Source organism: Brevundimonas sp., assembly GCF_024711105.1.
Taxonomy (GTDB): Bacteria; Pseudomonadota; Alphaproteobacteria; order Caulobacterales; family Caulobacteraceae; genus Brevundimonas.
The window spans coordinates 36,706-51,219 of the sequence record NZ_JANJTL010000127.1 but is presented as its reverse complement, the minus strand read 5'-3'; the positions used below and the strand labels follow the sequence as shown (position 1 = coordinate 51,219).

The following is a 14,514-nucleotide window of genomic DNA, read 5'->3' as shown; positions in this document are numbered from 1 at the left end:
CGGCGCGACCGTCGAGACCGCTGATGTCCGTGCGCTGCTGCCTTGGCTCCAACGCGCCTATTCAGAGGTGCTTTGACGCCGCCCTGGTTCAGGCCATAACTGCGCTCGCTGCATACGAGGGCTGTTCATGCGCAAGATCGTCTCCCTGGCCGTCGCGGCCGCCTCCCTGGCTGTCGCTGCGCCCGCCGCGGCCGGCGAACTGATGGTCGGGGTCTACGCCCACGACGTGACCTTCCTGGGCGAGGCTGTGGGCCTCGGCGCCGCCGGCAAGGAAGACGGCCAGAACGTCCATCTCGGCTGGCGCTCCGACCGCCTGGACGGTTTCCCGTCCTGGATGCGCGGTCCACGCGCCCACATCTTCGTCTCGGGCAACACCGCCGGTGACACCAGCTACATCGCCGCCGGGCTGAACTGGCACGTCCCCCTGACCGACGACGGGCGCCTCTATCTCCAGCCCGGCATCGGCCTGGCCGTGCACGACGGGTACGACATCTTCCCGGACTACGCCGAGCCCGGCATCACGCCCGAGGAGTTCAACCGCCGCGTCGCCCTGCGCTCTGAACGGATCGAGTTCGGCTCCCAGGTCCTGTTCGAGCCTGAACTGGCGGTCGGCTGGCGGATCACCGATTCCACGGCGGTCGAACTGTCCTACGTCCACCTGTCCAACGGTCAGATCTTCCACCAGGGCAAGAACGAGGGCCTGGACGAGGTCGGCATCCGCCTGGTTCACCGCTTCGGCGGCTGAGGGGCGACAGGCCCCCTCCCCTCCGCTATACCGCCGCCGCATTCCAGCGGAGCTATGAGTCTTGGCGAACGTCGCGGTGGTCGGCGCCCAGTGGGGCGACGAGGGCAAGGGCAAGATCGTCGACTGGCTGTCGAACCGGGCCGACATGGTCGTCCGCTTCCAGGGCGGTCATAACGCCGGCCACACCCTCGTCGTCGACGGCAAGGTCTACAAGCTGGCGCTGCTGCCCTCCGGCGTCGTCCAGGGCAAGCCGTCGGTCATCGGCAACGGCGTCGTCATCGACCCCTGGCACCTGCTCGGTGAGATCGAGAAGATCGAGGCGCAAGGCGTCCGCATCACGCCCGATGTGCTGATGGTCGCGGACAACGCCTGCCTGATCCTGCCTATCCACCCGGCGCTGGACGTGGCCCGCGAAGCCGCCGCGAGCGCACCGGGCGCCAGAATCGGCACCACCGGGCGGGGCATCGGCCCGGCCTATGAGGACAAGGTCGGCCGCCGCGCCATCCGCGTCTGCGACCTGGCCAATGAGGACGACCTGCGGGTCAAGATCGACCGCCTGCGCGCCCACCACGATCCCCTGCGCGCCGGTCTGGGTCTGGAGCCGATCGACCCCGAAGCCCTGCTCGCCCAGTTGCTGGAGATCGCGCCGAAGATCCTGCCCTACGCCCGGCCCGCGTGGCGCGTGCTCGACCAGGCCCAGAAGGCCGGCAAGCGCATCCTGTTCGAGGGGGCCCAAGGCGCCTTCCTCGACGTCGACCACGGCACCTACCCCTATGTCACCTCGTCCAACACCGTGGCCGGTCAGGCCTCGGCGGGCTCAGGCATGGGACCCAGGGGCCCCGGCTATGTGCTCGGCATCGTCAAGGCCTACACCACCCGCGTCGGCGAAGGCCCCTTCGCCTGCGAACTCAATGACGAGATCGGCAGGCACCTAGCGACCGTCGGCCGCGAAGCCGGCACCAACACCGGCCGCCCGCGCCGCTGCGGCTGGTTCGACGCCGTGTTGGTGCGCCAGTCCGTGGCCATCAACGGCATCGACGGCATCGCGCTCACCAAGCTCGACGTGCTCGACGGGCTGAAGGAGCTGAAGATCTGCGTCGGCTACCGCATCGGCGGCGAGGTGCTGGACTACCTGCCCTCCAGCCTGAAGGCGCAAGGCCAGGCCGAGCCGGTGTTCGAGACGATGGAAGGCTGGAGCGAAAGCACCGCCTCGGTGCGGAGCTTCAGGGACCTCAACGCGCGCGCCATCAAGTACGTGCGCCGCATCGAGGAGCTGATCGGCGCGCCGCTGGCCCTGCTGTCCACCAGCCCCGAGCGGGAGGACACCATCCTGGTGCGGGACCCGTTCCTGGGCTAGCCCGTCAAGCCGATCTTTACCGTGCGCCGTTACGCTAGCGGCCATGTTGATCGACGATCCCAAGATTCTGACCCGGCTGGAGCCAGTCCTGCGGCGCGTCATGATCGTGGACGCCAACCTGGCGGCCTCGCGTCTCCTGACGGACCTGATGAAGGGCCTGGGCGCCCGCGAGGTGCTGGTCGAGGTCGACGAGAAGCGGGCGCTGGAGCTGATCCGGGACTTCGAACCCAGCCTGATCTTCGTGGAGCGCACCGGCCCGCGCCTTGACGGCGAGACCCTGGCCCGGCGCATCCGCCGCTCGCACCTGGCCAGCCGGCAGGTCCCGATCATCATGGTCACCGCAGAGGCCACGGCCACCAATATCAAGGGCGCCCGTGACGCCGGCGTCCACGAGTTCATGGTCAAGCCGTTCACCGCGGGCGATCTCGTGCGCCGGGTGATTAATGTCGCGACCCGCCCCCGCAACTGGGTGGAGGCCGTCGGCTACGTCGGGCCGGACCGCCGCCGGTTCAACTCGGGCGATTACAAGGGTCCGAAGAAGCGGCGCGAGGAATCCGCCGCCGCCGCGCCGGATCATATCGACACGCTCGATCAGGCCCGCCGCATCCTGGTGGCCGCGCTTGACCAGTTCGATCGCGACCCGCCCCAGGCGCTGCGCGCCATCCGCGCCCAGGCCGCCGACCTGAAGGCGCACGCCATCGAAAAGGGACAGACCCGGCTGGCGGTCAACGCCGCCGAGCTCGAAGGCGCGGCGTCCGCGCCCCAAGCCACCGCCACGGCGGTGCGCGGTCCCGCGGTGGCGGTGCTCGCCCTGATCGCTCAGAGCAGCGCGGAGACGGGCGGCCGCGCCGCCTAGGCTTCGACCAGCCGCCGGTCCACGGCGGCGGCGCGCATCGCCTTCTGCAGCTTCTCAAAGGCCCGGACCTCGATCTGGCGCACGCGCTCGCGCGACACACCGTACTGGCCGGCCAGTTCCTCCAGCGTCAGCGGATCCTCGATCAGCCGGCGCTGGGTCAGGATATGACGCTCGCGCTCGTTCAGCTCCTGCATGGCCTCCTGCAACAGCTCCATGCGCAGGGTGTGCTCTTCCGACTCCGCCAGCTGCGTCTCCTGGCTGACGGCGTTGTCGTCGGCCAGCCAGTCCTGCCACTCGCTCTCGCCGTCCGCGCGCATCGGCGCGTTCAGCGAGGCGTCGCCGCCCGACAGGCGGCGATTCATCGAGGTGACCTCGTCCTCCGTCACGCCTAGCTTGGTCGCGATCTGCGACAGGTGCTCCGGATGCAGGTCGCCTTCCTCGAAGGCCGAGATCTGGCTCTTGGCCTTGCGCAGGTTGAAGAACAGCTTCTTCTGCGCCGCGGTCGTGCCCATCTTCACGAGCGACCAGCTGCGCAGGATGTATTCCTGGATCGAGGCGCGGATCCACCACATGGCGTAGGTCGCCAGGCGGAAGCCCTTGTCCGGGTCGAACTTCTTGACGGCCTGCATCAGGCCGACGTTGCCCTCGGAGATCACTTCGCCGATCGGCAGGCCGTAGCCGCGATAGCCCATGGCGATCTTGGCCACGAGCCGCAGGTGGGACGTCACCAGCTTGTGGGCGGCCTCGGTGTCCTGGTGTTCGGTCCAGCGCTTCGCCAGCATGAACTCATCGTCCTTGCTGAGCATGGGAAACTTACGGATTTCAGTCAGATAGCGCGACAGTCCCTGTTCAGGCGACATGATCGCGATCGAATTAACGGCCATTGGACCCCTCGTCTTTCCGTCCCTTGCGAGCGAGCTGATCGGCCCTGACCACGGATTGTGCGTCCGAGCCTCGCCCCTCAACCGGACAATCTGGTGATTGGTTGCGCCCGTTCAAAGGCCACGCTCGGCGAAATCGGTTCGCCCCGTGGCTTTCCAGCGCCACTTCACCTGACAGGTGTATACACCCACGTCCGTCCTTTTTCAAGACGGACGTTCGATTCTCCCTTCGAAACGAGCGTTCCCGACCGCCCCCCACATCCGTCATCACTGGGCTTGTCCCGGTGATCCATTACCTCAGTCCGTTGCAGGCCTTGGCCCAGCGGTACTGATGGATGCCCGGGACAAGCCCGGACATGACGGTCGAGATGCAGGGGCCACGGGGGAAGACGGCGCTCTGAACCCCCGTCCCCTGCTGCCCGTCTATCCTGCACCCGTCCCGTCGCACGGGGAGGGCGCAAGGCCAGCGACCCTGCGGGCGGCGGGATGCGGATGAGCGGATTGAGCGGCGGGGCGGATTACCCGTCGGGTCCGGGACCCTGGTCGCTGCGCCAGGGCCCGCCGTCCGGGGCCAAAACAGCTGCGTAGCCCCTAACGAAGGGCGCCCAGCAGGGGCTTCGGGAAAACATCCGCGGCGGAGCGTCTCCTTTGCCGAAACACACAACCCATACGGTCTCCGGGCGAAGGCCCGGCGCTCCACCGCCCTCCCCAATCTCCAAGCGAGAGCCGGAGGAGCATGACGCCTGTGCGGCCCCTCGCTCAAAACCTCCCCTTAAGCATTCCCTTTCACCATGCCGACCTCACGCGGGTTCGGGCCTTACATGTTCCAGATCATCGGCATCGTGCTTCTGTTCGCCATGGTCTTCGGCAGCTACATGCTGGCCGGCGGCAACTTTGGGGTAATCCTGCACGCCCTGCCGCACGAGATGATGGCCATCGGCGGGGCTGCGATCGCGGCCTTCCTGATCTCGAACAACGGCGCGGTCATCAAGGGCACGCTGGGTGGTCTGGGCAAGACCTTCGCGGGTCCGAAGTGGAAGGCCTCGGACTACCGTGACCTGCTTTCCCTGCTTTTCCAGCTGACCAAGACGATGAAGTCCAAGGGCGTCATCGCCCTGGAGAGCCACATCGAAAATCCCAAGGAGTCCGCGATCTTCACCCGCTTCCCGAAGATCATGAAGGACCACTTCGCCATCGATTTCATCTGCGACACGCTGCGGATGATGACCATGAACCTCGAGGACCCCCACCAGGTCGAGGACGCCATGGAAAAGCAGCTCGAGAAGCATCACCATGAGGCGCTGGCCCCGGCCCATGCGCTTCAGAACATGGCTGACGCGCTGCCGGCGCTAGGCATCGTCGCGGCCGTGCTCGGCGTCATCAAGACCATGGGTTCGATCACCGAGCCGCCGGAAATTCTGGGTGGCATGATCGGCGGCGCGCTCGTCGGCACCTTCCTCGGCGTCTTCCTGGCCTATGGTCTCGTCGGCCCCCTCGCGGCCCGACTGAAGGCGATCGTCGAGGAGGAAGGCGCCTTCTACAAGATCATCCAGTCGGTGCTCGTCGCCCACTTGCACGGCAACGCGGCGCAAATCTCCGTGGAGCTTGGCCGGACCGATATCCCCAGCCCCGCCCAGCCTACTTTCGCCCAGCTCGAAGAGGCCCTCTCGGCCGAGCCGGCGGCCGCCGCCTGATCACGGCTTCGTGATTCTAGGCTTGCTACGCCGTTCAAATCGGCGTTACCTCCCGCCTGCGGGTGTCATGAGCCCGCGATAAAAATCCCTTGGGAAGGAACACTCATGATCATCCGTAAGCTCCTGATCGCCTCGATCGGCGTCGCCGCCCTGTCGGTCGCCGCCTGCCAGCCCGCCGCCGAAGAAGCCGCTGACGACGCCGAAGTGGCCGCCGAGTCGGCCGAAGACGCCGCCGAGGAGGCCGCTGACACCGCCGGCGAAGCCGCCGACGACGCCGCCATGGCCGCGGGCGAAACCGCCGAAGCCGCTGGCGAAGCCATGGAAGGCGAAGCCCCGGCCGAAGAGGCTCCGGCCCAGTAATCCCACGCGCCAACGCGCAAACGGATTAGAAGGGGTCGCCCGTCGGGCGGCCCCTTTTTCCATTCGCGCTGACCGTGACCGAAACCATCAAGCCCGCTGAACTCGACTGGACCGGCGAAGGGCCGGTCTCCCGCGTCTTCGGCGATGTCTATTTCTCGGCGGAAGGGGGGCTTGAGGAAACGCGGGCGGTCTTCCTGGGCGGGTGCGGTCTGCCTGAAGCCTGGTCCGGGCGAAGCCGTTACGTACTGGCCGAAACCGGGTTCGGGACTGGCCTGAACATCATGGCCACGCTCGACCTGTGGCGCCGGACCCGTGAGCCGGGCGCGCGCCTCCATGTGTTTTCCGTCGAGGCTCACCCTCTGCTGCGCGCCGACGCCGCCCGCGCCCATGCCGCCTGGCCTGAGTTGGCCGGGATTTCCGAGGCCTTGCTCGACCAGTGGCCGAAGCCGACGCCCGGATTTCATCGCATCGACCTGCCCGCCTGGAACGCGACGCTGGACATCGGTCACGGCGACGCGGCCGAGATGCTTCAGGGCTGGCAGGGCCGGGCCGACGCCTGGTTCCTCGATGGCTTTGCGCCCTCGTCCAATCCGGACATGTGGCGCGAGGAGGTGCTGGGCCTGATCGCCGCGCGTTCTGCGCCGGACGCCCGGCTGGCGACCTTCACGGTTGCGGGCGCGGTTCGCCGCGGGCTGGCCGCGAACGGCTTCGACGTCTCGAAGGTGGCAGGCTTCGGCCGCAAGCGCGAGAGGTTGGAGGCCCGCCTGGCTGGAGCCGTCAGGACCGCTTCACCCCTGCCAAGCGTGATCGTCGTCGGAGCGGGCGTGGCGGGAGCCGCGGTCGTCCGCGCGCTTCGACGCCACGGAGTGGAACCGCTGGTGGTCGAAGCCGAGGAGCCCGGCGCCGGGGCGTCAGGCGCGCCGGCGGCGCTTGTTACGCCCCGTCTGGACGCAGGCAGAGGTCCCGTCGCCGCCCTCGGCGCCCAGGCCTTTCTCAGAGCCGTAGATATCTATCGGCGCGAAGCCGCCGACGCGGTGCTGACCGAGGGGGTCTTGCGCCTGGCGCGGGATGAGCGGGACGCCGCCCGCCTGGCGCGGATCGCCGCGCAGCCTCTCTGGCCCGAGGCTGCCTTGCGTCCCGTGGACGCCCGCTCAGCGGCCGCCATCCTTGGCGAGGACACATCGCGAACCGGTCTGCTGATGGCCGACGCCCTCGTAGTCGAACCGCCGACCCTGCTGCGCGCCTGACTCGCGGAAACCGACATTCGAAGCGGGCGGGTCATCGGCGTCCAGCCTGGCGCGCGCCCTGCGGTCCGCCTCAACGGAGACCAACGCCTGGAGGCCGATGCGATCATCCTGACCGCCGGCTGGGGGACCGCGGCCCTGGGCCTGACCAATCTCCGACCGGTGCGCGGTCAACTCTTCTGGACCGAAGGGCTTCGCACACCGCCCGCCGTCTGGGGATCCGGCTATTGTGTGCCGACACGGTCGGGGACGCTGGTCGGCGCGACCCATGATCGTGGACGCTCTGACGTCGAAATCGATCCCGAGGACACCTCCTCGCTCCTCTCAAAGCTCCAGGCGGTCATGCCGGCGCTTGCCCGGGAACTGACCGAGTTGCAGACCACGGCGCGGGCGGCCGTTCGGGCGACCACATCGGATCATCTCCCCCTGTGCGGGGCCCTGGGCGAGGGCGTCTGGACGCTCGGCGGCCTTGGCGGCCGCGGCTTCGCCTGGGCCCCGCTGCTGGCCGAGCATCTGGCGGCGGCCGTCGTCGGTTCGCCGTCGCCCCTCCCTGCGCAGCTTGCCTCCCTGACCGAGCCCATGCGACCCTCGACGTCCGGGGGTTGACCCGACCTTTCGTGGGTTGAACCGTTGCCTTGTCATGAACAGGAGCCTGACATGAGAACCCCTCTCGCACTCGGCGCGCTCTTTCTCGCCACCGCTTGCGCGCCCACCGCGATGGATGGCCCGCGCCAACCGCGCGAGTGCTTTTTCGCCAGCGAGGTCGACTCCTTCGCCTCGTCGGAAAATCGGGTCGTCTATGTGCGCACCAGCCGTGACGAGGTTTTCCGCCTGGACACTTTCTCGTGCGGCAACGTCGACTGGTCCCAGTCGATCGGTATCCGCCCGACCGGCGGCGGCTCCAGCGTCTGCTCCGGCTTTGACGCCGAACTCATCGTCCCGGATATCGGACGCGGGACGACGACCTGCCCGGTCACTGGGGTGCGCCGGCTGACTGACGCCGAGGTTGCGGCCCTCAACCCGAGGGACCTGCCCTGACCCCTTGTAAGTTGTAATTCTTGAAGGATTACGACCCGAGGTCGCTCGATAATCCGTCAGACCGCCGCCTAGTCTGCCGTAGCGGATCGCTGTCCGCGACGGCAGGCGCGGGGGGCCCTTGCTCGAGTACCGGCACGATGGCGATTGGCAGTATCCCGCCATCACCGAGCAGCGCGCGTTCGAGATGGTGCGCGCCTCCGGCCTGAAGGCGGAGGGCGTCGGCTATTTCGCATTTCCGTGGGCGACCCTGATCGACCGCCTTGGATCGCGGCCCGAAGACGCCGCGGACCTGCTGGCGCAACTCGACGCGTTCGCGGCGACTGCGAAACGCAGGGTCCGCCGGGTGACCACCTGCCAGCATGTCCGGATGCAGGAATTCAAGCATCTGTTCGATCTGGTCGGCATCACCGACGTGTTCTGGAGTCATGCCGCCAGGGGCCGGCCGCGCTGGACCGGCAACCGGGCCATTCGCATCCATCCATTCCCTCTTTATCCGGTCCAGGCCCCGAGGGCGCGCGAGCACGAAGAGGACGAGACCCGCCCGATCCTCTTCAACTTCATCGGGGCGGTGCAGAACACCTGGTACCTCACCGACGTCCGGCGTTGGATCGCCGACCATCTTCAGCGCGACCCCCGCGGCCTGGTGGTGCTTCGGGACCGCTGGCACTATCAGCGGGCGGTCTATGACCACCAGATCCGGCGTCTGGAGGTGGACCCCCAGGCCCTCACCGACGCCGAGGCCGAGGCGCAGTTCAAGCGCGCCCTGCGCAGGTCGACCTTCACCCTGTGCCCGTCCGGCGCGGGCCCCAGTTCGATCCGGCTGTGGGAAGCCCTCGGGTTCGGCTCAATCCCGGTCCTGCTCTCGGACACCGCCGCCCTTCCCGGCCCGGCGGCCCTCTGGGCGGAGGCGGCCGTCGCGTGCGACGAGACGGAGGACGCAGTCAAGGTCCTGCCTGACCGCCTCGCTGAGCTCGCCTCGGATCCCGCGGCCATCGCGCGCAAACGACGCGCCCTGCGCCAGTTGTGGTCGCTCTACGGCCCCGGGAATTTCATTCACGACATCCGCGCCCTGGCTGTCGAGGCGAGCCAGGCGGCGGTCCGGCCCCGTCCCGCCGCCGCACCCGCGACAATTCGCAATCGGCCACGGGTCTGCCTGTTCGGCCGGCACGGGCATCGAACGCCGCTCTCCTATCCGGCCTATCGGCAGCTCTTCGCTGGCCGCTTCGACTATGTCGACAGCCCGCGCGAAGCGGACCTCGTGGTCGTTGGCTTCGAGATCGACATTCGGGACAACTTCGACGCCGTCTGGGACCTTCATCAACGCTCCAACCGCCCCGTCCTGGCGGTCGTGTCCGAAGAGCCTCTGTGGGACACGGTCTGGTCGACCGATCTGTTCCGCGCCGAGTCGATGATGACGCGCGGCGGCCGCCGCCTCCCGTTCCGCCGTCTCAACCATACGAATGGCGACGCCTTCGAGTTCGAGGTGATCCCCTACTTCCTGACCACGGACGATCTCTATTTCGTCCGCTACGGCCACGTCTTCGCCCGAAACGCGCGGAAAGCTCCACAGCACTACGCACAGCTATGGAGCCGCGCGCCGATCCGCGCCGCCTTCATGGCCGAGCATCGCGACAAGAAGGTCTATGACGTTCAGCCTCCCCAGACAGATGTCCGGGGGCTGAGCGCCTACCGGACCCGCCTGGCCCAGCTGTGCGACGGACCCGGCGTGCTCCGCGACGGAAAGGGATGGGACGGATCCGACCTCCGGCGCCAGGACCTGCCCGACTGGCATCTGGACAAGCTCAGTCGTCTCGACGGGCGGTCGTTCATGGTCTCGGCGATCGAGAACACCCATCAGCGGCAATATGTGACCGAAAAGCTGTTCGACGCCCTGGCCTGTCAGGCGGCGCCGATCTACTTCGCCGGCGAATGTCATCGCGCCCTGAAGCTGGCAGGGGGCGCCATGCTGAACGTCCACGGCCTGACCCCGTCCGAGGCGGCCGAGAAGGTGATGGGGTTCCAGCCGACGCTCGAGTTCCTCGACGCCTATGTCTCCACCCAGCAGCGCCTGGCGGATCTCTTCCGGCGCCCCCGGCTCCTGGCCGACGAGCGCCAGCGCGTTACGAGCCGCGTGAGTGAGCACCTTATGCAGTGGCTGGACGCACGGCCGCTCGCCTCTACGGCCGCAGCTGAATGATGGTGGACGCGACAGGGATTGAACCTGTGACCCCTACGATGTCAACGTAGTGCTCTACCGCTGAGCTACGCGTCCCCGGGGCCGCTTCGGAAAGCGGAGGCGGGTCTATAGCCCGGGCGCTTCGCCCGCCGCAAGAGGTGTCAGGCGGCGATCATGCGGTCCACCTCGGCGACGATGTCGCGCAGGTGGATGGGCTTGTTCAGGACCTTGGCCTGGGGCGAAGCCTGGGCCGCTGACAGAGCCACGGCTGCGAAGCCGGTGATGAACATGATCCGCACGCCCGGCTGGCGCTGCGCCGCGATGCGGGCGACCTCGATGCCGTCGGCGCCGGGCATGACGATGTCGGTCAGGAGCAGGTCGTAGGGGCCCGCGTCGAGAGCGTCGATGGCGTCGTCGCCGTTCTCGCAGGACACTACGGAGTGGCCCGCCTTCTCGAGCGCACGCGCCAGGAATCCGCGCAGAGAGCCGTCGTCTTCAGCCAAAAGGATGTGCGCCACGCGACCTTGCCCCTAAAGTCAGACGCGGACCGTAACCCGCCGGGCGTAAATCGAGAATGAAAAGCGGCGATACGCCAAGCCCCTATCATGTGGCGCGCGCTCGACGGGCGGGACCTGTGATCTTTGCGGCGCCCCACGCCGGGCGGCGGATTCCCGAAGCGCTGGCGGAGCTGGCCAGGGTCGATCCGCGCGCCCTGCGCAGCCTCGAGGATCCGCTGGTCGACCAGCTGATACAGGGCGCGGGCGTGACGACGCTCAGCGCGGTCGTGGCGCGGGCCTTCGTGGATGTGAACCGGGCTCCGGAAGAGCTCGACCCCTTGCTGGTTGACGGCGGCGCCGGCCGCACGTCGAGGGTTCAGGCAGGCCTCGGCGTGATCCCCCGACTGACGGCGGTCGGAGAGCCGATCCATCGGCGGCGCCTGTCCATGCAGGAAGCCCGGACTTGGTTGGCCGAGGCGCACGCGCCCTATCATGCGATCCTGGCCGAACTGATGCACGAGACTCGCGCCCGGCACGGACGGGCGGTGCTGGTCGACTGGCATTCCATGCCCTCGCAGGCAGCGGAGGCTGAAGCCCGCAGAAGCGGTCGGCGGCCGGACATCGTGCTCGGAGACCTGCACGGCCGCGCCTGCGACCCGGCGGTCACCGCCAAGGCCCGGGCCGTGTTCGAGGAGCACGGACGAACGGTGGCGCTGAATCGGCCTTACGCGGGGGGCTTCGTCACCCAGACCTGGGGCCGGCCGCGTGACGGCTTTCACGCGCTGCAGGTCGAGATCGACCGGTCGATGTATCTCGACGAGACGACCCTGGAGCCGCGCCCCGAATTCGCGGCCCTTAAGTCCGAAGTGGCGGAAGTGGCGACGGCGCTCCTCGCGCTCGCGCCGCGTTCGGCGGCCGCCGAATAAAAAAAGCCGCGCCCGAAAGCGCGGCTGGAAGTCATTTGGGAGGAAACGCCCAATCAGGGCGAGGTCAGGATACGCCGCACCGCACAACGCGCAAGCAGTTTTTTTCGCACCTGCAAAAAATCAGACGCCGAGCAGCCGACGCGCCCTGCTGATCCCGAGCGACGCGGGGGACTTCATCTGGCGCCAGGCCAGCAATGCGACCGCCGCAAGCGCGCCGAGCGCCAGGAACAACGGACTTACCAACCACGCCCCTGCCGCAAGCGCGAAATAATAGGCCCGCACGCCGCGGTTGAACCCGGCAATGGCGGGGTTGAGCACCTCGGCCGCGGCGTCGGCGTAGTCACGGTTGCGTTGCGGATCGGCCTCGGCGTCCGGGGCGGCGCCGATCAGAGCGACCGAATAGTTGAGCTGGCGGATGGCCCAGATGAAGTCGAGCATGCCCCGCGACAGGCAGACGACGATCAGCGCCAGCTTGGCCTCGATGACGCGCGCGGGCGCCTCGATGACCACGCCCGCCACAGTCTGCAGCGCGCCCTCGCCACCAAAGAGCACGCCGCCGACCGCCGCGATGAGGATCAGGTTCGCTGAGGCGAAGAAGGAAGCCGAGTTGATGGTGTGGCCGAGCAGCTGGCCGTCGACGATGCGGCTTTCGCGCGCGCACATCGCCCGCATCCAGGCGTGCCGGACCGCGTCCATGTCGAGGTTGAGCACGCCGCCCCGCGCCAGGGTGCGCAGGAAGGGCCCATAGCCGAGCCAGCAGGCGAGGAAGATCGCCAGCGCCGCCGCGTCCAGCCAGGACAGGCCGAAGGTCCAGTCGGTCATCGGGCCGCCTCCTCGCGGACCTGGTCCTCCTCTAGCACCACGGCGGTTTCCTGGTTGAGGGCCTGCGCCTCGCGCTTGGGCGGCATGTAGGGCTCGGGCTCGGGCGTCACCATGTTGCTGCGCAGGAGAGATCGGCCGGCCGCGAGGCCGCCTGTCAGCTGGGCCTCGAACCGCTCCTCGTCGCGGCGGCGGACGTCGGCCACGGTCTCGGCGACCTCCTCTTCGCTCAGGCCGAGGTCGGACAGCACCTTGCCGCCGAAGCGCAAGGCCGACTCGAAGGTTTCGCGCAGCTCATAGTCTACGCCGGCCGCGACCAGGCGCAGCGAGTGGCCCCGGTCGAAGGCTCGGACGTAGAGGCGGGCCAGCGGAAACTCCGACCGGGCCAACTCCACTATGCGGTCGGAAACCTCCGGCTTGTCGACGCAGACGAGGATGGCCTCTGCGGTCGCGGCGCCCGAGGCGCGCAAGACGTCCAGTCGGGAGCCGTCGCCGTAGTAGATCTTGAAGCCGAAGTTCCCGGCCGCCTGAATCATCTCCACGTCGCTGTCGATGATGGAGACGTCGACGTCCCGGGCCAGCAGGGCCTGTGACGCCACCTGAGCGAAGCGACCGAAACCGATGACCAAGACCCGCTCACGCAGACCCTCGGCGCGCTCGACGCCGTCGATGTCGTCAATCGACACAGGCTTGTCGCGCAGCAGGAAGCGGGTGACGAACAGGGTCACGAGGGGTGTGAAGGCCATCGACAGGATGACCACTGCGGTCATCATGGCGCTGACGCGCGGGTCGAAAATCCCGACCGCCAGCGCGGCGCCATAGAGGACAAAAGCGAACTCGCCGCCCTGGGCGAACAGCGCCGCGCGCTCCAGCGCCTCGTTGTGCGCGGCGCGGAACAGGCGAGCCACGCCATAGATGGCGACGGCCTTGACAGCCATGAAGCCGGCCAGCCAGAGCAGGATCACCTGCCAGGCGCCGACCACCACCGAAACGTCGAGCGACATGCCGACGCTGAGGAAGAAAAGCCCGAGCAGGATCGCCCGAAACGGCTCGACATCGGCCTCCAGCTGGTGCCGGAAGGTCGAGTCAGAGAGCAGCACGCCCGCCAGGAAGGCGCCCATGGCCATGGACAAGCCGCCAAGATCCATGAACCAGGCCGCGCCGAGCACGACAAGCAAGGCGGCGGCCGTCATCACCTCGCGTGCGCCGGTGTTGGCGAGGATGCGGAACAGTGGGTTCAACAGATACCGGCCGGCCAGAACCACCGCGAGGATGACGCCCAGCCCTGTGGCTATCGTCATCCACAGCGGCCGAGCGGTTTCCGCGTCCGCATTGCCGGCAGCGGCACCAAGGAAGGCGACCAGCGCGAGCAGCGGCACGATGGCCAGGTCTTCCAGAAGCAGGATCGACACGGCGCGCTGGCCTTGGGGTTCCAGCAGCTCGCCACGCTCATCCAGCATCTGCATGATGACCGCCGTTGATGACAGCACGAACCCGGCGCCGGCGATCAGGGCCACGACGGGCGGCAGGCCGAACACGACTCCCAGCAGCGTCAGCAGGCCGGTGGCGGCCGCCACCTGGGCCAGGCCGAGACCGAATATCTCCTTCCTCAGGCTCCACAGCTTCTTCGGCCGCATCTCCAGGCCGATGATGAAGAGCAGCATCACCACCCCGAGTTCGGCGGTGTGCAGGATGGCTTCGGGGTCGGTGAACAGGCGCAGCCCGAAGGGCCCGATCAGAAGGCCCGCGGCGAGATAACCGAGCACCGAGCCCAGGCCGAGCTTGCGGAAGATGGGCACGGCCACGACCGCCGTGGCCAGAAGCGCCACCACCTGGCCCAGCTCCGTCCCGCTCGCCTCAGCCATGCGCGTCCCCTGCCCTGTCCCGCAGATATAGGCGGGGATTGCGATCGGGGCGAGCC

General features: G+C 68.1%; 12 protein-coding genes, 1 tRNA gene and 1 pseudogene. 9 read left to right on the top strand and 5 right to left on the bottom strand.

The genetic code is table 11. The features are described 5' to 3' along the window. Positions 1-127 precede the first annotated feature (127 nt). The 3 genes from Q0M60_RS09545 to Q0M60_RS09535 all read left to right on the top strand — a co-directional run bounded on the left by Q0M60_RS09545 (position 128) and on the right by Q0M60_RS09535 (position 2,958). Positions 128-745: an acyloxyacyl hydrolase gene (locus Q0M60_RS09545; protein WP_296818640.1), complete on the top strand. Its 618-nt coding sequence runs from the start codon at positions 128-130 to the stop codon at positions 743-745. Between the two features lie 61 nt (positions 746-806). Further along, positions 807-2,102 carry an adenylosuccinate synthase gene (locus Q0M60_RS09540; RefSeq protein ID WP_296818637.1) on the top strand — a complete coding sequence of 432 codons (1,296 nt, stop codon included), beginning with the start codon at positions 807-809 and terminating at the stop codon, positions 2,100-2,102. A gap of 43 nt (positions 2,103-2,145) precedes the next feature. Further along, complete coding sequence (locus Q0M60_RS09535) at positions 2,146-2,958, top strand: response regulator (protein WP_296818635.1); 813 nt, start codon at positions 2,146-2,148, stop codon at positions 2,956-2,958. On the opposite strand, the gene rpoH is transcribed toward Q0M60_RS09535, so the two are convergent. Further along, positions 2,955-3,842 (bottom strand): RNA polymerase sigma factor RpoH, encoded by an 888-nt coding sequence (gene rpoH / locus Q0M60_RS09530; protein WP_296818633.1) that lies wholly within the window; start codon positions 3,840-3,842, stop codon positions 2,955-2,957. The genes Q0M60_RS09535 and rpoH overlap by 4 nt on opposite strands. A gap of 818 nt (positions 3,843-4,660) precedes the next feature. Here rpoH and motA point away from each other — a divergent pair. The 5 genes and pseudogenes from motA to Q0M60_RS09505 all read left to right on the top strand — a co-directional run bounded on the left by motA (position 4,661) and on the right by Q0M60_RS09505 (position 10,372). Further along, complete coding sequence (gene motA, locus Q0M60_RS09525; protein WP_296818631.1) at positions 4,661-5,533, top strand: flagellar motor stator protein MotA; 873 nt, start codon at positions 4,661-4,663, stop codon at positions 5,531-5,533. 105 nt (positions 5,534-5,638) lie between these two features. After that, a complete protein-coding gene (locus Q0M60_RS09520; protein ID WP_296818628.1) occupies positions 5,639-5,893 on the top strand; it encodes a hypothetical protein in 255 nt (84 codons plus the stop codon). Between the two features lie 74 nt (positions 5,894-5,967). Continuing rightward, positions 5,968-7,743: pseudogene (mnmD, locus tag Q0M60_RS09515) on the top strand (tRNA (5-methylaminomethyl-2-thiouridine)(34)-methyltransferase MnmD). A gap of 51 nt (positions 7,744-7,794) precedes the next feature. Continuing rightward, positions 7,795-8,175, top strand: a complete 381-nt coding sequence (locus tag Q0M60_RS09510) for a DUF6491 family protein (protein ID WP_296818626.1) — start codon at positions 7,795-7,797, stop codon at positions 8,173-8,175. A 118-nt stretch (positions 8,176-8,293) separates the two neighbouring features. Next, a complete protein-coding gene (locus Q0M60_RS09505; protein ID WP_296818624.1) occupies positions 8,294-10,372 on the top strand; it encodes an exostosin family protein in 2,079 nt (692 codons plus the stop codon). On the opposite strand, the gene Q0M60_RS09500 is transcribed toward Q0M60_RS09505, so the two are convergent. Further along, a tRNA-Val gene (locus tag Q0M60_RS09500) sits at positions 10,373-10,447 on the bottom strand. Between the two features lie 65 nt (positions 10,448-10,512). Further along, positions 10,513-10,869 (bottom strand): cell cycle two-component system response regulator CpdR, encoded by a 357-nt coding sequence (gene cpdR, locus Q0M60_RS09495; RefSeq protein WP_296818622.1) that lies wholly within the window; start codon positions 10,867-10,869, stop codon positions 10,513-10,515. A 116-nt stretch (positions 10,870-10,985) separates the two neighbouring features. Between cpdR and Q0M60_RS09490 the strand changes: the two genes are divergently transcribed. After that, on the top strand, positions 10,986-11,774 hold the full coding sequence (locus tag Q0M60_RS09490) for an N-formylglutamate amidohydrolase (RefSeq protein WP_296818619.1): 789 nt from the start codon (positions 10,986-10,988) through the stop codon (positions 11,772-11,774). Positions 11,775-11,894: 120 nt separating this feature from the next. On the opposite strand, the gene Q0M60_RS09485 is transcribed toward Q0M60_RS09490, so the two are convergent. Both Q0M60_RS09485 and Q0M60_RS09480 read right to left on the bottom strand, forming a co-directional pair. Then, positions 11,895-12,596 carry a DUF599 family protein gene (locus tag Q0M60_RS09485; protein WP_296818616.1) on the bottom strand — a complete coding sequence of 234 codons (702 nt, stop codon included), beginning with the start codon at positions 12,594-12,596 and terminating at the stop codon, positions 11,895-11,897. Next, positions 12,593-14,458, bottom strand: coding sequence for a monovalent cation:proton antiporter-2 (CPA2) family protein (locus tag Q0M60_RS09480; RefSeq protein ID WP_296818615.1), 1,866 nt, complete (start codon positions 14,456-14,458; stop codon positions 12,593-12,595). Before Q0M60_RS09480 ends, Q0M60_RS09485 begins: the two co-directional genes overlap by 4 nt. Between the last annotated feature and the right edge of the window lie 56 nt (positions 14,459-14,514).